The following is a 20,210-nucleotide window of genomic DNA, read 5'->3' on the forward strand; positions in this document are numbered from 1 at the left end:
GGCAGCAAGAGCAGCGTGAGCGCGGGAAACCTCGCCATCGCTGCTCTTGTTTTTTACATATGATTGCAAGGTTAGTGGAATTTGAAGCCACGAGGCTAAAAAATATGCTACAATCAAAAGGGCTCGGGCAGCAAAAAAGCAGCCGGGAAAGCCCTTGTTTCCTGGCGACATGATCAAAGGGGAAGAGACAGGAGGCCTCGCGATGGACGAAAAGTCAAAAATCCGTGTTGTCGTGATTACCGGACTGTCAGGGGCCGGGAAGTCCCAAGCGGTGCGTGCGTTAGAGGATCTGGGCTTTTTCTGTGTTGACAATTTACCGCCCAATCTCCTGCCCAAGTTTGGTGAACTGGTCGTTCAATCCAAGGGCAAGATCCGCAAAATCGCCCTGGTGATCGATATCCGGGGGGGCGAATTTTTTGCCAGCATCAATGACGGCATGGAGTCACTGCGGGGCCTGGGGATCGATCTGGAAGTTCTCTTTTTGGAAGCATCTGATGAAACGCTGATTCGCCGCTTCAAAGAATCACGGCGGCGCCACCCGCTTTCCGAATCGGGCCGGATCAGTGAAGGCATCAAGCTGGAACGAAAAATGCTGTCTCACCTGCGAGGGGCGGCCAACAAAGTGATCGACACGTCCGATCTCAGTGCCAGTCAATTGAAAAATCAAGTGATCGAACAGTTCGGACAAGAAGAGCAAAGCAATCAACTGCAAGTGACGGTCATGTCCTTTGGCTATAAGTACGGCATTCCCCGCGATGCCGATTTGCTCGTGGACGTGCGATTTTTGCCGAATCCCTACTATATTCCGGAATTACGGGCTTTGACCGGTAATGATGAGCCGGTGCAAAGCTATGTGATGCAATCGCCGATCAGCAAAGTATTTTTACGCAAGTATTATTCGCTGCTGCGCTTTTTGATCCCCCGCTACATCAAAGAGGGGAAGACCCACTTGGTGGTGGGCATCGGCTGTACCGGCGGTCAGCATCGTTCGGTGACGTTGACGAACCGACTGGCAGCGGCGCTGGCCAAACAGGAAATCGTCATCACTGTAAAACATCGTGATATTACCAAGGATCGAAAGGGCGATGAGCGACCGTGAAATGGCTGATGTGGTTCTATCCGGGACTTAAGGTCAAACGATGGTTGTTCGTTTCTTTTATCGGCTTTCTCTTGCTCGGGATCAGCATGTCTTTGTTATTTGACGGCGAGTTTTTTGGGTATCTGGAAAATAAACTGCGCCACATGTCGTACGGCTTGCCGGGATCGACGCTGGCCGTTTTTGCGTTGTCCGTATTTCTCATCGGCCTGGTGCTGCATGTCTTTGGCTTTAATGCCTTGATGAGTTCCATCTTTGAGGCCTTAACACCGGAGATGGAAGCACGCTTTGTGGAAGTGCTGTACCGGCGCCGGTCCCGTGAACGGGGACCGAAAATCGTCGTCATCGGCGGTGGGACGGGCCTGTCCGTACTCCTGCGTGGGCTCAAGGAATACACATCGAACGTAACGGCCATTGTCACCGTTGCCGATGACGGCGGCAGTTCCGGGCGGCTCCGGGATGATCTGGGCATCGTTGCGCCCGGTGATGTGCGCAACTGCATGATCGCCTTGGCCGATACGGAAGCCGAGATGGAGCAAGTGCTTAATTATCGTTTTGATCAAGGCCATGGGTTGACCGGCCATAACCTGGGCAATCTGTTGTTAGCCGGAGCCGCCCGTTCGGCTGGTGCTTTTGACAAAGCGGTGGCGCTGCTCAGTAAGGTCTTGGCGGTACGCGGTCGAGTATTGCCGTCGACGCTGGCCAACGTGACGCTTTGCGCGGAATTGATGAGCGGCCGGATCGTGCGGGGGGAATCGTCGATCACTTCGGCCGGCGAAGGCATCAAGCGCGTTTTTTGCGATCCGCCGGAATGCCCGCCGGTGCCGCAGGCGCTGCAAGCGATTGCCGAAGCCGATGCGATTATCCTTGGACCGGGCAGTTTGTACACCAGCGTCTTGCCGAACTTATTGGTCCAAGGGATGGGCGATGCGCTGCGCCGCAGCAAGGCACCGAAAGTCTACGTTTGTAATGTGATGACCCAGCCCGGGGAGACTGACGGCTTTTCGGCAGCCCAGCATGTGGCCGTTTTTGACCGCCATTGCGGGGCCGGTTTGATCGATCAGGTCATTGTCAACACCGAAGGCGTACCGAGAGACCTGCTGCTCAAATACCAGCGCAAAGGGCAGCGGCCGGTCACGGTGGATTATAAAAACCTCGAACGCATGCAATGTCATGTGGTGCGGGCGCGGTTGATCAATAAAGAGAACCTGGTCCGCCATGATCCGGTGCGCTTGGCGCAGACGGTCATGCGGCTGGTCTTGCGGGAAAAAGGTTTGCAAAGCGGCGTCGGTTTTATCGATGGCCTTTTGTTCAAGCGTAAATTGTCGCGCAGCAAGGTTACGCCGGGCACCACGACGAATCCCAAGGTTTTTACCCAGGAGTGAAACAATCGTGTCTTTTTCCGTAGAAACCAAAGAAGAGCTGGCCCGCGTACTGGCGGAAAAGCGTTGTTGTCAATTGGCCGAGTTATCGGCCCTTTTTCGCATGGACGGCTCCTTGCAGATCAGCGCCGAACACCATGTGGCCTTGACGATCACCACCGAAAGTGCCAGCGTGGCCCGCAAGATCTTTCGTTTGATCAAAGCCGTCTTTGGCTTGCAAACGCAGATCATGGTGCGGCACAAACGGCGGTTGAAAAAAAGCAATGTCTACGTGATCTCACTGCCGGCACGAATCGACAGTCAAAACGTACTGCAAGCGCTGGGCATCATGGACCAGGAGGGGAATTTCTCCTTAGAGCCTGATGAAGGGATGCTCAAGCGGCACTGTTGCCGGCGCGCTTATTTGCGAGGCGCTTTTTTAGGCGGTGGTTCCGTTAACAGTCCGGAAGGGGCCTACCACCTGGAGATCATCACCAATGATGAGCACCATGCCAAAACGATCTGCGAACTGCTGCAGCGCTTTGAGCTGGCCGCCAAGATCAGCCAGCGGAAAGGCTGGTACATTGTTTATCTCAAAGAAAGCGATCAGATTGTGGAGATGCTCAACATCATCGGCGCCCATACGGCGTTGTTCAGTTTTGAGAATGTACGCATCGTCAAAGGCATGCGCAACCAAGTGAACCGCCTTGTCAACTGTGAGACGGCGAACCTCAACAAAACCGTATCGGCATCGCTCCGCCAAAAAGAGCTGATCGAAGCGTTGATGAGCCGCATCAGTGTGGATTCCCTGCCGGCACCGCTTAAAGAAATCGCCGAACTGCGCTTGCAGTATCCTGACGCCAGCTTAAAAGAGTTGGGCCAGATGCTGACACCGCCGGTGGGCAAATCCGGTGTCAACCATCGCTTTCGCAAGCTCGAAGCCCTGGCCGAACAACTGGGCGTTTCCGGCAAGAGTAACCCGGAAGGAGAGCACTGATGGCACGGCGCACCACCATTTACCCTGTCGAAGAAAAAAATTCGCTTCATTATGTCTATGAGCACGTGCCGTACTGGCGCGTGTTTAAAAATTTTATCGTTATCTGGCTGTCGCGGTACACGCCCTTCCTTCGTTTAAAAAACTTATTCTACAGGCGTTTTTTAGGGATGCAAGTCGGGAAAGATACCTCCGTAGCGTTAATGGTGATGGTGGATATCTTGTACCCTGAGCGGATACGCATCGGTGAAGATTGTGTCATTGGTTATAACACGACGATTCTCGCCCATGAATACCTGCTCCGGGAGTATCGTGTCGGTGACGTGGTGATCGGTGATCGTGTGGTCATCGGTGCCAACTGCACCTTGCTGCCGGGAATCGAGATCGGTGAGCGAGCGGTGATTGCCGCCGGTTCCGTCGTCACTGCCGACGTGCCGGCCAATACGCTCGTGGGCGGTGTGCCGGCGCGGGTGATTCGTACACCCTATTATCGCCAAGGTGACGGTGAAGAAGCGGTCCATGGCCGATCACCGGGAGCTGCAGAAGCGTGCCGGGTACGTTAAATCTATGGAAAACATGTATCGTTTGGGCGGATTTCCATCACATACGGAAGGATTTAGTTGATTAGTGTGGAATGTTTTAGATGACTTGAAATAGGTCGCCCAAGGTGGATGCGGCAGTTTCAAGGGATGGAATGGTTGAGAAAATGAGGAGGGCAAAGAATGCCAGTACGCATTGGAATCAATGGGTTTGGACGCATTGGACGTCTTGTGGCTCGAGCTGCTTTCAAACAAGAAGATGTCGAGGTCGTCGCGATCAATGACCTGACCGACGCGAAGACGAACGCGCATTTATTCAAATACGACTCGGTTCACGGTACGTTCCCCGGACTCGTGCGTGCCAACGAAGACAACACGATTACGGTTGATCAACACCATATTAAAGTCTTTGCCCAACGTGACCCGGCGCAAATTCCCTGGGGTGAAGTCGGAGCCGACGTGGTCATCGAATCGACCGGGCTTTTTGTCGATGCGACGAAAGCCAAAGCCCACTTGCAAGGTGGCGCCAAAAAAGTGCTGATCTCGGCACCGGGCAAAAACGAAGACATTACCATCGTCATGGGCGTCAACGAAAAGATGTATGATCCGGCCAATCATCACATCATTTCCAACGCTTCCTGCACGACGAACTGCTTGGCGCCGGTAGCCAAAGTGATCAACGATGCTTTCGTGATCAATCGCGGTTTGATGACGACGGTTCACGCTTACACCAACGATCAAAAGATTCTCGACCAAACCCACAAGGATCTTCGCCGGGCTCGTGCGGCCGGTATGTCGATCATTCCGACCACCACCGGTGCAGCCAAAGCCGTTGCCAAAGTCTTGCCCGAACTGAGCGGCAAGCTCAATGGTTTTGCGATGCGCGTACCGACACCGAACGTTTCTGTTGTCGACTTGGTCGTGGACCTGCAGAAAAAAGTTACCGCTGAAGAAGTCAATGCGGCGCTGAAAGCGGCTTCCGAAGGATCGCTCAAAGGCATCCTGGGCTACACCGAACTGCCGCTTGTTTCCCGTGATTTCTACGGCATGACCCATTCCTCCATGATTGATGCGCTTTCCACGATGGTGATCGACGATAACATGGTCAAGATCATCGCTTGGTATGACAACGAGTTCGGCTACGCCATGCGCATGGTCGATCTGGCTGCCTATGTAACGGCACAAGGTCTCTAAAAAAAGAAATCAAACCGATCAGATGGGGGTCAAACGCTTGAATAAGCAAACGATTCGCGACGTCGATGTTCAGGGCAAACGCGTATTGGTACGTTGTGATTTTAACGTACCGCAAGATGATACGGGCCATATCACCGATGACACCCGAATTCGCGCTGCGTTACCGACGATCCAATACCTGATCGCTCAGGGGGCCAAGGTTATCTTGGCCTCCCATTTTGGGCGACCAAAAGGCAAAGTCAATGAAAAGTACCGCTTGACGGCTGTTGCTGCACGTCTGTCGGAACTGCTCGGCCAGCCGGTGCCGAAAGCGGATGACTGCATCGGCGAAGCGGTAGCCGCGCAAGTAGCGGCGCTGGCACCCGGTCAAGTGCTTTTGCTTGAGAATGTGCGTTTTTACGCAGAAGAAGAGAAAAACGATCCGGCGTTTGCCCGTCAACTGGCGGACCTGGCCGACCTTTTTGTCAACGACGCTTTTGGCACGGCCCACCGCGCCCATGCGTCCACAGCCGGCGTCACGGCGTTCTTGCCGGCCGTTGCCGGATTCTTGATGGATAAGGAACTGACGATCATGGGCGGCGCGTTAGCCAAACCGGAACGTCCCTTCGTCGCCATCATGGGCGGCGCCAAAGTCGCCGACAAGATCGGCGTCATTGAGAACCTGCTTGGCAAAGTGGATACGCTGATCATCGGCGGCGGCATGGCCAACACCTTCTTCTATGCCCAAGGGCATGAAGTGGGCCGCTCGCTTTGTGAAAAAGATAAGCTCGATCTGGCCAAAGGGCTTTTGGAAAAAGCGAAGGAAGCCGGCGTGAAACTGATGCTGCCGGTGGACGTGGCCATTGCCGACAAGCTGGAAGTGGGCGTACCGATGGCTATCGTTCCTGTCGATGTGATCCCGGCGGACAAGTCGGCCCTCGATATCGGGCCGGCGAGCTTGCAAGCCTTTGCTGATGAACTGGCCCAAGCTAAAACGGTGGTTTGGAACGGCCCTATGGGCGCTTTTGAGTTCCCGCCCTTTGATCAAGGCACTTTCGGTGTGGCCCGTGCCCTGACTGCTGTGCAAGGTACGACGATCATCGGCGGCGGCGACTCGGTGGCGGCCGTGGAAAAAGCCGGACTGGCCGATCAAATGACCCACGTGTCGACTGGTGGCGGTGCATCACTGGAATTCATGGAAGGCCGCGTTCTGCCCGGTGTGGCCGCCCTTCAAGACCGATAATCAAGACAGGAGCGAGGAAGCATGCGTACGCCTGTGATTGCGGGAAACTGGAAGATGTATCTGACGCCGGCGGAAGGCAAAGCGATGGTACAGGAACTGCAAACCTTGACGGCCGGAGTAACCGGCAGGGAAATCGTCCTTTGCCCGCCCTTTGTGACGTTGCCGGCGGTGGCGGAAGCGGCCCAAGAAAGCGCCATTGGTATTGGCGGACAAAATATGCACCCGGCCAACGAAGGTGCTTTTACCGGCGAAATTGCAGCACCGATGCTGCGCGCCTGCGGTTGCACTTATGTGATCCTGGGCCATTCGGAACGGCGGCAGTATTTTGGCGAAACCGATGCCGCTGTGGCAGCCAAAACCAAAGCGGCTTTGGCCGGTCAATTGGTGCCTATTGTTTGTGTTGGCGAAACGCTGGATGAACGGGAACAAGGGATTACGCAGGCGGTGATTGAAATCCAACTGCGCCGTGCCTTAGGTGGTTTGACAGCGGCGGAGTTGACCGGCGTGATCGTGGCCTACGAGCCGGTCTGGGCGATCGGCACCGGGCGCACGGCATCACCGGCTGATGCGCAAGATGTTTGTGCTTTTATCCGTACCGTTCTGGCGGCATTGCAAGCGGAGGCAGCGCCGAAGGTGCGTATCCTTTACGGCGGCAGTGTCAAACCAGATAACATACGGGAATTGATGGCGCAGTCCGATATTGACGGTGCTTTGGTTGGCGGTGCCAGCTTGCAAGCGGCCTCTTTTGCCAAGATCGTCCGTTTTGAGGAACAATAAAGGAAGTGAAACCCTTGTCCAAGCCAGTTATGCTCATGGTGCTTGACGGCTGGGGACTGCGTGAAGAAGCGGAGGGCAACGCGCTGAAAGTGGCTGCCCTGCCCGCCTTTACGCGCCTCTGGGAAACGTACCCGCATACGGCCATTCAGGCGTCCGGTGAGTTTGTAGGCTTGCCGAAAGGGCAAATCGGCAACTCCGAAGTAGGGCATCTGAACATCGGTGCAGGCCGCGTCGTCTATCAAGAACTGACGCGCATTTTCAAAGCCATCGAAACAGGCGCACTGGCGCAAAATCCGGTAATTCAAAAAGCGATCGATCATGCCCGGACTACCGGACGGCCGTTGCATTTGTTGGGACTGCTTTCCGACGGCGGCGTACACAGCCACATCGATCATCTTTTTGCGCTGCTGGACATGGCGGTGGCTGCCGGCGTGCGCAACTTGTTTGTTCACGCTTTTTTAGATGGACGGGATGTGCCGCCGGCTAATGCGGCAACCTATATTCAAGCACTGGAAGCGAAGTTCAAAGAACTGGGTACGGGCCACCTGGCGACGGTGATGGGCCGCTACTATGCGATGGATCGTGATCAACGCTGGGATCGGGTCAACTTGGCCTGGGACGCTATCGTCCATGGCGAAGGGGAAAAAGCGACCTTCGGTATGGCGGCGTTGGAGCATAACTATCACCTGCGCATTACTGATGAGTTTGTCCTGCCTACGGTGATCGTCGATGAACAGGGCAATCCCCGCGGGACGATCCAAGACGGTGATACGGTGCTCTTTTTTAACTTCCGTGCCGATCGCATTCGCCAGTTGACGCGCTGTTTCGTTGATTCGGCTTTTACCGGCTTTGACCGCGGCGCGGTGCCGAAAGTGCATGCGGTGTGCTTGACGCAATATGATGCGGCGCTGGATGTACCGGTCGCGTTCATGCCGCAGAATTTGGAAAACACTTTGGGCGACGTGGTGGCGGCAGCCGGATTGCACCAACTGCGGATTGCTGAAACCGAAAAGTATGCCCATGTGACCTTTTTCTTCAACGGCGGCGTGGAAACGCCATTGTCTGAAGAACAACGGGTTCTTGTGCCGTCACCGAAAGTGGCCACGTACAACTTGCAGCCGGAAATGAGCGCCGCTACGGTGACGGAGCAAGCGCTGGCAGCCATCGAAGCGGACAGATACGATTTGATCGTGCTTAACTTTGCCAACCCCGATATGGTCGGCCATACGGGAATGCTCGATGCGGCCGTCAAGGCGGTGGAAGCCGTCGACGGTTGTATCGACCAAATCGCGTCAGCAGTGCTGAAAAAAGGCGGCGCGCTGCTGATTACGGCCGATCACGGCAATGTGGAAATGATGATCGATCCGGAAACAAATGGCCCCCATACGGCCCATACGACGAATCCCGTACCGGTGATCCTGATCAGTGAAACCCATCGCCGGCAAGAATTGCGCTCCGGCGGTGCTTTAGAAGATATTGCCCCAACCTTGCTGGAACTTTTGGGGCTGGCCAAACCGATGGAGATGACAGGGAATTCCTTGCTGACGGCTACCGGTCAAGCAGCAGGGAACTAAGATAGATCCTGAATACATTCTGAAGAGTTAATATGAGGAGGTCATTCTGTGTCGATTATTGCAGAAGTGATGGCGAGAGAAATTCTGGACTCCCGCGGCAACCCCACCGTTGAAGTGGATGTGATCCTGGAGGACGGCACACGGGGCCGTGCGGCCGTACCTTCCGGTGCTTCGACCGGCGCTTATGAAGCGGTGGAACTGCGTGACGGAGAGCAAGAGCGCTATCTGGGCAAAGGCGTGCAAAATGCTGTCGACAACGTAAACATTGAAATCGCCCCGGAGATCATCGGCTACGATGTGACGCGGCAGATGGATATTGACCGTGCCATGATCGAACTGGACGGCACCCCCAATAAATCGAAATTAGGCGCTAACGCAATCCTCGGTGTTTCCATGGCTTGCGCCAAAGCGGCTGCTGAATACCTGGGCCTGCCCTTGTATCAATACCTGGGCGGTGTTTTTGCCCGTGAACTGCCGGTGCCGATGATGAACATTCTCAACGGCGGCCAGCATGCGGACAACAACGTGGACATCCAAGAATTCATGGTCATGCCTGTCGGTGCCAACTCCTTCGGCGAAGGGCTGCGCATGGGCGCTGAAATCTTCCATTCGCTGAAAAAAGTGTTGAAAGGCAAAGGTCTCAACACGGCTGTAGGTGACGAAGGCGGTTTTGCACCGAACCTCGGTTCCAACGAAGAAGCGCTGCAAGTGATCGTGGAAGCGATCCAAGCGGCCGGCTACGAACCGGGCAAAGATATTCTCTTGGCCATCGATGCCGCTGCTTCGGAAATGTACGAAGACGGCAAGTACAACCTGGCCGGTGAAGGTAAAATCAAAACCTCGGCGGAAATGGTCGATTACTATGAAGATCTGGTCAACCGTTACCCGATCGTATCGATTGAAGACGGCCTGAACGAAGACGACTGGGACGGCTGGAAGCTGCTGACAGACCGCCTGGGATCGCGGGTGCAGCTCGTCGGCGACGACCTCTTTGTCACGAACACGCAAAAGCTGGAACAAGGCATTGAAGCCGGTGTGGGCAACTCGATCTTGATTAAAGTCAACCAGATCGGCACGATCACTGAAACCTTGGCCGCTATTGAAATGGCTCGCCGTGCCAAGTACACCGCCGTGATTTCGCACCGTTCCGGTGAGACGGAAGATGCAACCATCGCTGATCTGGCGGTCGCTGTTAATGCCGGACAAATCAAAACGGGCGCACCGTCCCGGACGGATCGCGTGGCCAAGTACAATCAATTGCTGCGGATCGAAGAAGAGCTGGATGAATCGGCACTCTACCGGGGCAAAGCGACCTTTTACAATTTGTCCTTAGGTAAATAAAACGTTCATGACCCGGTAGGTTGTAAAACCTGAAAGATATCAACTTTGATGAATAAGCCGCATCGTCACGTATAAAAACGGCGATAACGTACAAGCATATATGTAATGACGCAAAGAGCCCGGATCAACGCCGGGTTCTTTGCACTATCGGCAATATGGGGATATTTGGTTTTATGCACCAAAAAGGTACAAAAACTACCAATAAACTTGCCGAGTCTACTTGCGTATGCTAGAATGCTTTTATCATAAAGTTAGGTTATGGAAAAGGAGGTGGATTGGTTGTCAACGGCTATCACCATTATTCATGTCATCGCAAGCCTTGGCCTGATTGCAGCGATTGTCATGCAATCAGGAAAAAGTGCAGGGTTGTCGGGATCGATTGCCGGCGGCTCAGAGTCCTTTTTTGGCAAGTCCAAAGGGATTGATGCGCTGCTTGTGAAAGTCAGTACCGTACTTGCTACCATTTTTTTGCTTAGTGCACTGGGCTTGTCAATTTTTGCTGCGTAATCCGATGGTGATATCCAAAGGTGTACCTGGAGCGAAGTGAATAAGGAAGTGAGCGTCTGTGAACTATCCGCTTATCGCGGCGGGTGCCGGTTTACTTGGGTTGCTCTTTGCCGCCTATCTGGCGATGAGCGTGCTCAAAGAAGATCAAGGCACTCAGCGCATGAAGGAACTGTCTCAAGCGATTTTCGAAGGGGCAATGGCATTCCTGAATCGACAGTACAGAACACTGATTCCTTTCGTCGTGGTTATCTTTGGGGCATTATTAATCGGCAACTGGGGCAATCAGAAGCTTGCCTGGGGGCAAGCAATTTCCTTCTTGGTAGGTGCTCTTTTCTCGGCAGTGGCCGGTTATGTGGGCATGTCGATTGCCACCAAATCGAATGCACGGACCACGGCAGCGGCTATGCGCGGTTTGAGTCACGCCTTGTCCGTTGCGTTTCGTGCCGGTGCAGTCATGGGAATGGCTGTGGCTGGATTGGCGCTCCTGGGTGTGTCGGTCTTATACATGATCTATCAAGATGCGGTGATTATTAACTCCTTTGCATTTGGAGCGTCGGTCATTGCCTTGTTCGCCCGCGTTGGCGGCGGAATTTTTACCAAAGCTGCTGACGTCGGTGCGGACTTAGTCGGTAAGGTCGAAGCCGGAATTCCGGAAGACGACCCGCGGAATCCGGCCGTAATTGCCGATAACGTTGGCGATAACGTGGGCGATACAGCCGGCATGGGCGCTGACTTGTACGAATCCTATGCTGCAACGGCCATTGCGGCCATGCTGATCGGTGTTACGGTGTTTCCGGGACGCCTGGAAGGACTTTTTTACCCGCTGTTGATCGGCGCCGCCGGTATCATTGCTGCCATTCTCTCGTCGTTTTTGGTGCGGACCACGGAAGACGGCAACCCGCAGATGGCCTTGAACAAAGGGCTCTGGGGTACGAACATTCTTGTGGCGATCTCCACGTATTTCATTGCGACGACGTTGTTTGCGAACGTTCCGGCACCGGCGGCATTTACGTCAGGGGTTCCGGTCGGGCTGACGATCTCGGTTATCGCCGGGTTGCTTGTCAACGTAGCCATTGGCTGGATCACCGAGTACTACACATCCTATGGCTATAAGCCGGCCCAACACATTGCGGAAGCGTCGATGACCGGTGCGGCTACGAACATCATTGCCGGGATTGGCGTGGGATTGAAGTCGACAGCTCTGCCTATCGGTGTGATTGTAATTGCAATTGCCGTTTCATACCACTTCGCCGGGATCTACGGTATTGCTATGGCGGCCATGGGGATGCTTTGCACGGCCGGTATGGTCGTAGCGATTGACTCCTTTGGCCCGGTCGCTGACAATGCCGGCGGGATTGCCGAGATGGCGGAACTAGGTCCGGATGTCCGTAAAAAAACTGACAAACTGGATGCTGTCGGCAACACGACGGCGGCTGTGGCCAAAGGCTTTGCGATTGGATCGGCGGCGTTGACGGCGCTGGCGCTGTTTACGGCGTTTGCCGAAGAAGTTGTCAAGTCGCCGGCGATCGCCCAGGCGCTGATGGCCGGATCAGAAGGGCACTTTGTGCTTAACCTCCTGGAGCCGAAGATCATCATCGGCCTCTTTATCGGTGGTACGGTACCGTTCCTCTTCTGCGCCTTTGCCATGGAAGCGGTCGGTGAAGCTGCTTTTGAAATGATCGGTGAAGTGCGGCGCCAGTTCCGCGAAATCCCTGGTCTGATGGAAGGGAAAGCCAAACCGGATTATGCGCGCTGCGTTGATATTTCCACACGGGCGGCGATCAGGCAGATGATCGCTCCGGGTTTGCTGGCTGTGCTGACGCCGCTCATCGTGGGCTTTGGTTTTGGTGCAAAAGCACTTGGCGGCATGTTGGCCGGTGTGACTGTGGCCGGCGTGTTGTTGGCCATCTTCATGGCCAATGCCGGCGGTGCTTGGGACAATGCGAAAAAATACATTGAATCGGGCAAACATGGTGGCAAGGGAACGGATGCCCATGCGGCGGCCGTTATCGGCGACACCGTCGGTGACCCGTTCAAAGACACGGCCGGACCTTCACTCAATGCGTTGATCAAAGTGACGGGAACCATCTCCTTGATTATTGCGCCGTTCTTGTCCCTGTAAGGGAAGTCGGTGCAGGCGGGGTGGCTCACAAGTGAGTTGTATGGACGAAGAGCCCCTGACGGGTGCCCTGACGAAAAGCACCGGTGACCACGTGGTTGCCGGTGCTTTTTGCAGTACTGTAATGATTCGAAACGTGCCATGAGGTATTTTTACGATCTGTTCACACATTTTTACGATCTGCTCTCGTCTCTTCGGTCTCTTCACGATCTATGGTATAATAACCCCATTACAGCAGTATGGAGAGAAAGGGGTAAGAACCTTGTTTAATATCGGATTTCCGGAACTCATGCTCATCCTCGTCGTGGCGTTGATCGTGTTGGGGCCGGGTAAATTGCCGGAAGTGGGGCGCGGCATCGGTAAAGCGCTCAATGAATTTCGTAAGACTGCTGATGGCTTGAAATCAGAGTTCGGCGATGTAATGAAGCCGGTGCAAGACATTAAAACAACAGTGCAAGAAGTGGCTGGGACGAAACCAGTAACCGCCGCGCCAACGGCGACGGCAGCCCCGGTAGCGGCGGCAACAACGGCAGCCCCGGTAGCCCCAGCAGCGGCGACGGCTCCGGCAGCAGCAGCCCCGGCAACGTCAGCAGATCCGGCGGCTACGGCGGCAACAGATGCGCCCGCAGCGACTGCGCCCACGGCAAATTTGGCAAATGCGCCCGCAGCATCGGAAGTTCCGGGTACTGGACAAGATACTGCGTCGTCACAGGAACCGGCCAAGCAGGCCCAAGCCTAAGTAGGCCAAAGGGGATAAGCGGGGCAGGTAAACGGGGAAAAAGGGGACGAACAGTGCGATGACGGAGATTTTTGATTTAAGTAACTATAATATGTGTTTTTGCTGCGGCAAGGACAATCCCATCGGCTTGCATCTGGATTTTGGTTTTGAAGGTGACGAATATGTTACCTATTTTACGCCGTCGGAAGTGCATCAAAGTTATCCCGGTGTGACCCATGGCGGTTTGATCAGCACCGTGCTTGATGAAGTAATGGGTAAACAGATCAATGAGATGGGGATGGCCGCTTTTACGGCACGGATGGATGTACGCTGGCGCCATGCCATTCCCATCGGCGAAAAAGTGCGTGTGGCTTCGCGATTAGTGCGCCATAAAGGCAAGCTGATGGAAATGGCAGCCACCGTTCACCGCGCTGATGGCAGCCTGGCCGCAGAAGCGACAGCCCGTTTTATGGTGAAAGGCGACTTTGTAAGAACGGCAGAGTAACACAGTAAGTGAGGGATTGCCATGAGCGAGGGAGTCAAAACGGTTTGTGAGAACCGCCGTGCTCGCCATGATTATCATATCGAAGATACCTATGAGGCCGGCATTGTGCTGAAGGGAACAGAGATCAAGTCGCTACGTAACGGTAAAGGCAATCTCAAAGATTCCTTTGCCCGTGTCGTGCAAGGCGAAGCGTTTCTCTACAATATGCACATCAGCCCCTTTGAACAGGGCAACCGGTACAATCACGAGCCCTTGCGCACCCGCAAGCTACTGCTCAACAAAAGCGAGATCCGTAAGCTCTTGGCCGCTGTGCAGCAGCAAGGGCTCACGTTGGTGCCGCTGCGAATCTATCTTAAGCGCGGTATGGCCAAGCTGGAACTGGCCATCGCTCGTGGTAAAAAGCAGTTTGACAAGCGCCAGGATATTGCCAAAAAGGACGCAGAACGGGAAATGGCACGGGCCGTACGCGAACGTCAAAAAATGTAGAAAACCCGGCACAAGTGAAGTGCCGGGTTTTTCTTATGGTGATTGCCAACGCAAAAGCAGGTGGCGAAGATCGTCAAGGCGGGCAGGCTTACCGAGAAAATCATCAAAATCGGCACGCAAGGTCATCTGCGCAAAAGGTTGCGAGAAATCGGCAGTCAGCGCGATAATCGGTATACGATGAGGCAACACCTCACGAAGGCGGTTCGTCGTCTCAAAGCCATCCATTTCGGGCATATGTAAATCCATCAAGATAATATCAAAATCCTGCTCCTGGCAGGCCGATAAAACTTCATAGCCATGATTGGCCACCAAGATATGGTCAATACCAAGCTTTTTTAACTGGGTGGCAATCACTTTTTGATTGACCAGATTATCTTCGGCCACCAAGACGTGCAGATCCGGTCGTAGCGACGATGATTCGGGCGTAGACGGTCCTTGGGCAGCATGATTCTCCGCTGGGGCGGCCGGTGCAAGCGTAGGGGAATAGGGTATGGTGAACCAAAACCGGGATCCCGATCCTTCGCGGCTTTCAACGCCAATCTCACCTTGCATCAAGTGAAGTAGTTTTCGACAAATGGAAAGACCGAGGCCGGAGCCACCGTAGATGCGACACGTGGCTGAATTCGCTTGAATAAAGGGTGCAAACAGTTTGGCTTGTACAGCCGGTGAGATACCTACACCGGTGTCTTCCACGGTAAAGTATAGTTTGGTTTCGTGGGGAAGAAACCGGAGATGGAGCAGAATGCCACCGGTGGAGGTAAACTTTACGGCGTTCATCGTCAAGTTAAAAAGGATTTGCCGTAAACGTAAGGGATCACCACAGATCACTTTAGGAACATGCTGATCGATATATGTATTAAAGAAAAGACCTTTGGCGCGGGCCTGGGCACCAACGATAAGATTGACGTCTTCAAAGAGCGGAGCCAGCCCAATGTCTTTCTTTTCGAGTTCCACTTTGCCGGCTTCAGCTTTGGCTAAATCGAGAATATCATTGATCATATCCAGGAGCAGCATCGAGGAGGTGCGGGCTACCTGGATAAAATCTTGTTGTTCCGGTGTTAGTTCGGTGCGCTCCAACAGATCAAGCATACCGATGATGCCGGTTGTTGGTGTGCGAATCTCGTGACCCATCGAGGCAAGAAAGAGATTTTTCGCTTGATTGGCCGACTCGGCAGCCTCTTTGGCTTGAATCAATTGCTGTTCGGCATCTTTTCTTTCGGTGATGTCGAGGGCGAAGCCGATGGTCATCTGCGGTGTATGAGGTTGACTGGGTAAGGGGAAGATCCGGGTGCGAACCCAGCGGATCGAACCGTCGGGGCGGAGAATGCGGTATTCTGATTGATAATGGCGTGTGTGATCGGCATCTATGAAGAGGCGATCGACATGGTGGTGATCATCGGGATGTACGGAGTCCCAGAAGGTGGACGGTTTCTCATATAAGCTTTGGCTGGTACGGCCCCAGACTTTTTCGTACCCGGGGGTGATATAAAGAAACCTATGCTGGCAGCGCAGCCAGAAGACTTCCCGCATGTTTTCGGTGATCATGTGTAGGCGGGATTCGATATTGTCCCAGTCGTTGCCGATCGACAGTCGTTGAATCGCTTGCAGTAAGGAAGCGGGAAGTTGCAGATCTGGGGGAAGTGCCGTGTGGCACAGGCCATGGCAATAGTTTTGCCCTTTGCTTTTGCAATGGCTATGGCAATGGGGGTGTAATTCATGAGTAGCCCCGTTGTCGCGATGATGAAACGGTGACTCCATCTGAATCCCTCCTTGATAATCGTTTGTTGAATTAGACAAGATTTAAAAAATATTGCGACGCCAAGGTGAGCGTGAGATTATTAGTATTAATCTAGTACTGCGTACCTATTCAACAAGAAGCACAGATTACCTTCAACAAAGTGTTCACAAAAACAAATTTAAAACACGCAAGTAATGGAACGAACTTACTATTGTTTTTATGCTGGCTATTGGGTATACTACGAATAGGCTGCTTGTGATAAGTTTTATCGATCAGTGCAGTCGCGATGGGCAGCGATGTCATCAAGGAATACAGTGATGACATCGCGAAGCCGCCGAATATGGGGGCGTAATGGTTTCGACGGGGAATGGGTAGGTACAGGAAGCGAGCAGTGGTCACCGCAGGCCACTTTAAACAGGCGGTACTGCTTAACTGCAGAAGATAACTACGCTTTAGCTGCTTAATTGCAGCCTAACCTCTTACCTTCTGTACTCCCGGTGAGGGATAAGGGGTCATTTTAGGGAGTTAGTCACGGTCAATTCTCGGAGACTGGTGGCGAAATTTATCGAGATAGCCTGACCAACGCTTTGTCGCTTGTGCGGAAGGATGGCGAAATCTAAAACAAGAGACTACGCTCGTAGATGCCTCTGTTGACTCTTCTTCGGACGCTGGGTTCGACTCCCGCCGCCTCCACCAAAACATAACGAAAAGACCAGCTAAAACGCTTGTTTTTTCCCGACCATAAAGCAATAAAATGGACGTGTCCGAAGAAGCATAATTTGCGTTTTGAGTTCTTCGGACGGGCAAGAGATGTACGTGTTTTTGTTCATCGGACTCTTGCCAAGTCATTCGGTTAAATGTTATTCGAACCACTCTTTTGGGGCATAGCCAAAGGAGTGGTTTTTGTGTCTGTAAAGAAGAAAACTCGTCTGGTAAAGCTGGCGGAACGCCGGGAAATGTCCTGGGAGAGGGCCACGCAAGAGTTTTTAATGACCAAAAAGGCGGAAGGCAAGTCCGAGCGAACATTGAAGGATTATGGGTATCATTTGCGGTGGTTTATCGAGCGGTATCCTGATGTTACCTTCAATGATGAGACCGGACTCAAAAGACGGGCTATTGAGTATATGGCCCAAGATGCAAAGCCAGCGTATTACAATAATAAGCTGACCTACTTGCGAACCTTCTTTAACTGGTGCCTGGCGGAAGAGGTGCTTGTGGAAAATCCGCTGCGGAATTTTAAGAAGCGAAAAGCCGATGAGCGGATCGTTCAAATGGATCACGATACAATAAAAAAGTTGTTGGCCCAGCCGGACCAGACAACCTATCCAGGGTTGCGTGACTATGCCCTGTTGCTTTTGCAGTTGGATACTGGGATACGACCAAATGAAGCTCTTACACTGTTTCCCGGGGATCTTAACCTGCCAGCATATGAGGTTCGTGTGAGGGCAGAGAATGCCAAAACGCGAATTGCCAGGACGTTGCCCATTAGCCCGGTAACGGCAAAAGCGATAGAAAAGCTATTGCATGTTCGTCCCGATGATTGGGGTGATAAGGCCCCTGTATTTTGTTCCTGTGAAGGAATAAAAATGACACCGACGGGGTGGTATCGCCGGGTAAGTGCTTATGGGGAGAAGATGGGGGTTGCGATTTATCCGTATCAGTTGAGGCATACGTTTGCTTTGGAGTTTTTGCGGAATGGCGGGAATTCATTTGCCTTACAGAAGACGATGGGGCATTCAGATATGAATATGACGAAGAGGTATGTGGCTCTGGCAGATAAGGATATGAAGCAGCAGCATGAGTTGGCGTCGCCTGTGGCGAAGTTGGTGCAGGAGAGAAAACGAATAACAAAGCTATAAAAATTACTTCTCGGTAAGAGGCTAGGATACAACCTAGCCTTTTTTTGTATGAACAACCCGGTGGGAAGGCACTGTATAGCTTTGTTCAAAAAACGTAATGATATTAGCGAAAAACGTGCATATATACTTGTAAAATGTTATTATCAAAGCGGGTAGTGTCAAGCCGCAATCATACGCCATAACTTGGAGTGGAGTGAACGTAATGAAGTTTAGAACAGAGATAATTAAAATAATCGAAGGAGGACTAGAAAGAAACAAAGATAAAGTGAAAAATTACGCAATGTTACTTGGTCAAAAGCTTCGTGATGAGGGTGACGAGAAGTTTGCCGAAAGAATCGTACAGATAATTAATAATAAATCAGTTCACCCAGTTTATATGGATGAATTTATGTCAAAGCCGCTAGATCAAGATAGCAAACTTGACATGGTTGATGTATTAACGTCGTCAGAAATAAAACAAGATAAAATAATTTTGTCTGAGAACACATGGAAGAAAATAGATAATTTTATCTTATCCATAGAGCATAAAAGTGAATTCATAGATTTAGGGGTAAGTTTACCAGATACCTTACTGTTATACGGACATCCGGGGTGTGGAAAGACTAGTATTGCGGAGTATGTTGCCAGTCGAGTTGAACTACCTTTAGTTACAGCGAAACTCGACGGTTTGGTATCGTCTCTCCTAGGAAGTACAGCGAAGAATATTAGGAAAATCTTTGATTACGCAAAGGAACGGCCTTGTATTCTCTTCTTGGACGAATTTGATGCTATTGCAAAAGCAAGAAATGATGTTCATGAGGTTGGGGAACTAAAAAGAGTAGTAAATAGCCTAATACAAAATATTGATGATTTTAGCAAAAACAATATTCTGATCGCCGCAACTAATCACGAAACGTTATTAGACCCTGCGGTTTGGAGAAGATTCTCCTTTGTGGTTGAGGTCCCGAAGCCTTGTGATAAAGAAATTATAAAACTTATCAAACTCTTTTTAGGGCCATTCAATTATGAATTTCTTAATGAAGCAAGAAAAAGCCAAATATTGATAGGCTTGTTAAATGGGTTATCCCCATCGATTATTAAGAACATTTGCTATAACGCAGTTAAGGCCATGGTGATTAATAAGGAATCTATGGTTTCGTTTGCAAGGATAGTATCAGAAATCTACTATTATATAGGGATTAAAGATATTCCCTTGCCAAAATTTTTAAGTAATAATGGCGTTAGCCAGCAGGAAATATCCAAAGTAATGGGAATTTCTTTAAGGCAAGTAAGAAACCATCTTTGTGAGGGGGCTTTAAAAAATGAAAGGCAAACCACTTCCGATTAAAATCTTTGAAAAAAGAGATGTTGACGAGAGGGCAGTAGAAGCTGGGGGAGATAAAAAACCCCCCAAGTGGGTATTAAAAGGAAAAGAATTAAAAGAGAGAGCTATGACCTTGAAGAAAGACTTAGATGATAGCCAACCTATAATTGAATCAAGAATGAAGAAGCATAAAATTCCTGCTATAGTCAAGGCTTGTGTAATTGATGACGCTTTAGCCAAAACACATCGTAATGATATTGCCCAACTGCTTTCGGGTAGGGGACCGGATTATACAATAGGCATTATCGGTGAAAATGAACTATTAATAAGGATTGATAAGCCGGGGCAATTAAAAGAAGTATCTGATAATATAAGTGATTTGGAGAAAAATGCGAAGGCTATATCAGGGGTTAAAAAAATTGATGTTTTCAACCCCAACATTAGTATAGGCAAAATTGTTGCCAATAATGAAGGTAAGTTTGTCTTAAAAGTAATACTGGTTGATTTTAATGATAAAAGAATTAATGAAACAAATCTACAATATTTCAAGCGGTGGATAACAAATAGGCAGGGCATAAGCTTGGATAAATCCGTAAGGTATTCTTCTAAGCTTGAAGTGCATCAAGTAGTTGTTGACTCATTAGATAAAATAGAAGATTTAACCGATTTTAGTGGCATTCTATCCGTTGAAGAAATGCCAAGAATGGAGGGGATAGAGGATGATTTTTTTCCTGGGACTTGGATTGAAGTACCTAATCCCGAAGAAAATGTAGAATACCCTATAATAGAGTCTGTCTAAAAACCCCCGCATCCCAAGGGTCGATTCATAAAACTCAGTATTCAATGGTATTTTGTGCCATTTAAAGGTATTTTGGCT

Annotated in this window: 18 protein-coding genes and 1 other RNA gene; 18 read left to right on the forward strand and 1 reads right to left on the reverse strand. The window is 51.5% G+C overall.

Annotation, left to right across the window (positions count from 1 at the left end):
• Positions 1 to 202 precede the first annotated feature (202 nt).
• The 14 genes from rapZ to smpB all read left to right on the forward strand — a co-directional run bounded on the left by rapZ (position 203) and on the right by smpB (position 14,433).
• Positions 203 to 1,099: an RNase adapter RapZ gene (gene rapZ / locus EDD73_RS12115; protein ID WP_131920315.1), complete on the forward strand. Its 897-nt coding sequence runs from the start codon at positions 203 to 205 to the stop codon at positions 1,097 to 1,099.
• Positions 1,096 to 2,481 carry a gluconeogenesis factor YvcK family protein gene (locus EDD73_RS12120; RefSeq protein ID WP_131920317.1) on the forward strand — a complete coding sequence of 462 codons (1,386 nt, stop codon included), beginning with the start codon at positions 1,096 to 1,098 and terminating at the stop codon, positions 2,479 to 2,481. The genes rapZ and EDD73_RS12120 overlap by 4 nt, the downstream gene beginning before the upstream one ends.
• Positions 2,482 to 2,488: 7 nt before the next feature.
• Positions 2,489 to 3,454: a DNA-binding protein WhiA gene (gene whiA / locus EDD73_RS12125; RefSeq protein ID WP_131920319.1), complete on the forward strand. Its 966-nt coding sequence runs from the start codon at positions 2,489 to 2,491 to the stop codon at positions 3,452 to 3,454.
• Positions 3,454 to 4,014: an acyltransferase gene (locus EDD73_RS12130; protein ID WP_131920321.1), complete on the forward strand. Its 561-nt coding sequence runs from the start codon at positions 3,454 to 3,456 to the stop codon at positions 4,012 to 4,014. Before whiA ends, EDD73_RS12130 begins: the two co-directional genes overlap by 1 nt.
• A 159-nt stretch (positions 4,015 to 4,173) precedes the next feature.
• Entirely contained in the window at positions 4,174 to 5,184 is a 1,011-nt protein-coding gene (gene gap / locus EDD73_RS12135; protein ID WP_131920323.1) for a type I glyceraldehyde-3-phosphate dehydrogenase, read from the forward strand.
• 37 nt (positions 5,185 to 5,221) lie between these two features.
• Positions 5,222 to 6,406: a phosphoglycerate kinase gene (locus tag EDD73_RS12140; protein WP_207668881.1), complete on the forward strand. Its 1,185-nt coding sequence runs from the start codon at positions 5,222 to 5,224 to the stop codon at positions 6,404 to 6,406.
• A 21-nt stretch (positions 6,407 to 6,427) separates the two neighbouring features.
• Positions 6,428 to 7,183 (forward strand): triose-phosphate isomerase, encoded by a 756-nt coding sequence (tpiA, locus tag EDD73_RS12145; RefSeq protein ID WP_131920328.1) that lies wholly within the window; start codon positions 6,428 to 6,430, stop codon positions 7,181 to 7,183.
• A 29-nt stretch (positions 7,184 to 7,212) separates the two neighbouring features.
• Positions 7,213 to 8,757, forward strand: coding sequence for a 2,3-bisphosphoglycerate-independent phosphoglycerate mutase (gene gpmI, locus EDD73_RS12150; protein WP_131920356.1), 1,545 nt, complete (start codon positions 7,213 to 7,215; stop codon positions 8,755 to 8,757).
• Positions 8,758 to 8,805: 48 nt separating this feature from the next.
• A complete protein-coding gene (gene eno / locus EDD73_RS12155; protein WP_131920330.1) occupies positions 8,806 to 10,098 on the forward strand; it encodes a phosphopyruvate hydratase in 1,293 nt (430 codons plus the stop codon).
• A 270-nt stretch (positions 10,099 to 10,368) separates the two neighbouring features.
• The gene (gene secG / locus EDD73_RS12160) at positions 10,369 to 10,605 is read left to right on the forward strand and encodes a preprotein translocase subunit SecG (protein WP_406567195.1); all 237 of its coding nucleotides are present in this window, start codon (positions 10,369 to 10,371) and stop codon (positions 10,603 to 10,605) included.
• A gap of 58 nt (positions 10,606 to 10,663) precedes the next feature.
• Positions 10,664 to 12,727 carry a sodium-translocating pyrophosphatase gene (locus EDD73_RS12165; RefSeq protein WP_131920335.1) on the forward strand — a complete coding sequence of 688 codons (2,064 nt, stop codon included), beginning with the start codon at positions 10,664 to 10,666 and terminating at the stop codon, positions 12,725 to 12,727.
• 259 nt (positions 12,728 to 12,986) lie between these two features.
• Positions 12,987 to 13,463 carry a Sec-independent protein translocase protein TatB gene (gene tatB, locus EDD73_RS12170; RefSeq protein ID WP_131920337.1) on the forward strand — a complete coding sequence of 159 codons (477 nt, stop codon included), beginning with the start codon at positions 12,987 to 12,989 and terminating at the stop codon, positions 13,461 to 13,463.
• A 58-nt stretch (positions 13,464 to 13,521) separates the two neighbouring features.
• Positions 13,522 to 13,947: a PaaI family thioesterase gene (locus EDD73_RS12175; RefSeq protein WP_131920339.1), complete on the forward strand. Its 426-nt coding sequence runs from the start codon at positions 13,522 to 13,524 to the stop codon at positions 13,945 to 13,947.
• Positions 13,948 to 13,968: 21 nt separating this feature from the next.
• Positions 13,969 to 14,433 carry an SsrA-binding protein SmpB gene (gene smpB / locus EDD73_RS12180; protein ID WP_131920341.1) on the forward strand — a complete coding sequence of 155 codons (465 nt, stop codon included), beginning with the start codon at positions 13,969 to 13,971 and terminating at the stop codon, positions 14,431 to 14,433.
• Positions 14,434 to 14,466: 33 nt separating this feature from the next.
• Here smpB and EDD73_RS12185 read toward each other — a convergent pair whose 3' ends face one another.
• Complete coding sequence (locus EDD73_RS12185; RefSeq protein WP_131920343.1) at positions 14,467 to 16,191, reverse strand: PAS domain-containing hybrid sensor histidine kinase/response regulator; 1,725 nt, start codon at positions 16,189 to 16,191, stop codon at positions 14,467 to 14,469.
• A gap of 322 nt (positions 16,192 to 16,513) precedes the next feature.
• Between EDD73_RS12185 and ssrA the strand changes: the two genes are divergently transcribed.
• The 4 genes from ssrA (at position 16,514) to EDD73_RS12205 (ending at position 20,132) form a co-directional block, all read left to right on the forward strand.
• Positions 16,514 to 16,867: a transfer-messenger RNA gene (ssrA, locus tag EDD73_RS12190) on the forward strand.
• Positions 16,868 to 17,160: 293 nt separating this feature from the next.
• Complete coding sequence (locus EDD73_RS12195; RefSeq protein ID WP_243116913.1) at positions 17,161 to 18,030, forward strand: tyrosine-type recombinase/integrase; 870 nt, start codon at positions 17,161 to 17,163, stop codon at positions 18,028 to 18,030.
• Positions 18,031 to 18,232: 202 nt separating this feature from the next.
• Positions 18,233 to 19,357: an AAA family ATPase gene (locus tag EDD73_RS12200; protein ID WP_131920347.1), complete on the forward strand. Its 1,125-nt coding sequence runs from the start codon at positions 18,233 to 18,235 to the stop codon at positions 19,355 to 19,357.
• Positions 19,332 to 20,132 (forward strand): hypothetical protein, encoded by an 801-nt coding sequence (locus EDD73_RS12205; RefSeq protein ID WP_131920349.1) that lies wholly within the window; start codon positions 19,332 to 19,334, stop codon positions 20,130 to 20,132. The genes EDD73_RS12200 and EDD73_RS12205 overlap by 26 nt, the downstream gene beginning before the upstream one ends.
• The last annotated feature ends 78 nt before the right edge of the window (positions 20,133 to 20,210 follow it).

The organism is Heliophilum fasciatum (genome assembly GCF_004341395.1).
In the GTDB taxonomy this organism is placed as follows: domain Bacteria; phylum Bacillota; class Desulfitobacteriia; order Heliobacteriales; family Heliobacteriaceae; genus Heliophilum; species Heliophilum fasciatum.

Excerpts from the sequence above, each read along its gene's own strand:
- rapZ (WP_131920315.1), top strand. The coding sequence starts at position 203 with ATGGACGAAAAGTCAAAAATCCGTGTTGTCGTGATTACCGGACTGTCA.
- EDD73_RS12130 (WP_131920321.1), top strand. The coding sequence starts at position 3,454 with ATGGCACGGCGCACCACCATTTACCCTGTCGAAGAAAAAAATTCGCTT.
- gap (WP_131920323.1), top strand. The coding sequence starts at position 4,174 with ATGCCAGTACGCATTGGAATCAATGGGTTTGGACGCATTGGACGTCTT.
- tpiA (WP_131920328.1), top strand. The coding sequence starts at position 6,428 with ATGCGTACGCCTGTGATTGCGGGAAACTGGAAGATGTATCTGACGCCG.
- gpmI (WP_131920356.1), top strand. The coding sequence starts at position 7,213 with ATGCTCATGGTGCTTGACGGCTGGGGACTGCGTGAAGAAGCGGAGGGC.
- EDD73_RS12175 (WP_131920339.1), top strand. The coding sequence starts at position 13,522 with ATGACGGAGATTTTTGATTTAAGTAACTATAATATGTGTTTTTGCTGC.
- smpB (WP_131920341.1), top strand. The coding sequence starts at position 13,969 with ATGAGCGAGGGAGTCAAAACGGTTTGTGAGAACCGCCGTGCTCGCCAT.
- EDD73_RS12185 (WP_131920343.1), bottom strand. The coding sequence starts at position 16,191 with ATGGAGTCACCGTTTCATCATCGCGACAACGGGGCTACTCATGAATTA.
- EDD73_RS12195 (WP_243116913.1), top strand. The coding sequence starts at position 17,161 with ATGACCAAAAAGGCGGAAGGCAAGTCCGAGCGAACATTGAAGGATTAT.
- EDD73_RS12200 (WP_131920347.1), top strand. The coding sequence starts at position 18,233 with ATGAAGTTTAGAACAGAGATAATTAAAATAATCGAAGGAGGACTAGAA.
- EDD73_RS12205 (WP_131920349.1), top strand. The coding sequence starts at position 19,332 with ATGAAAGGCAAACCACTTCCGATTAAAATCTTTGAAAAAAGAGATGTT.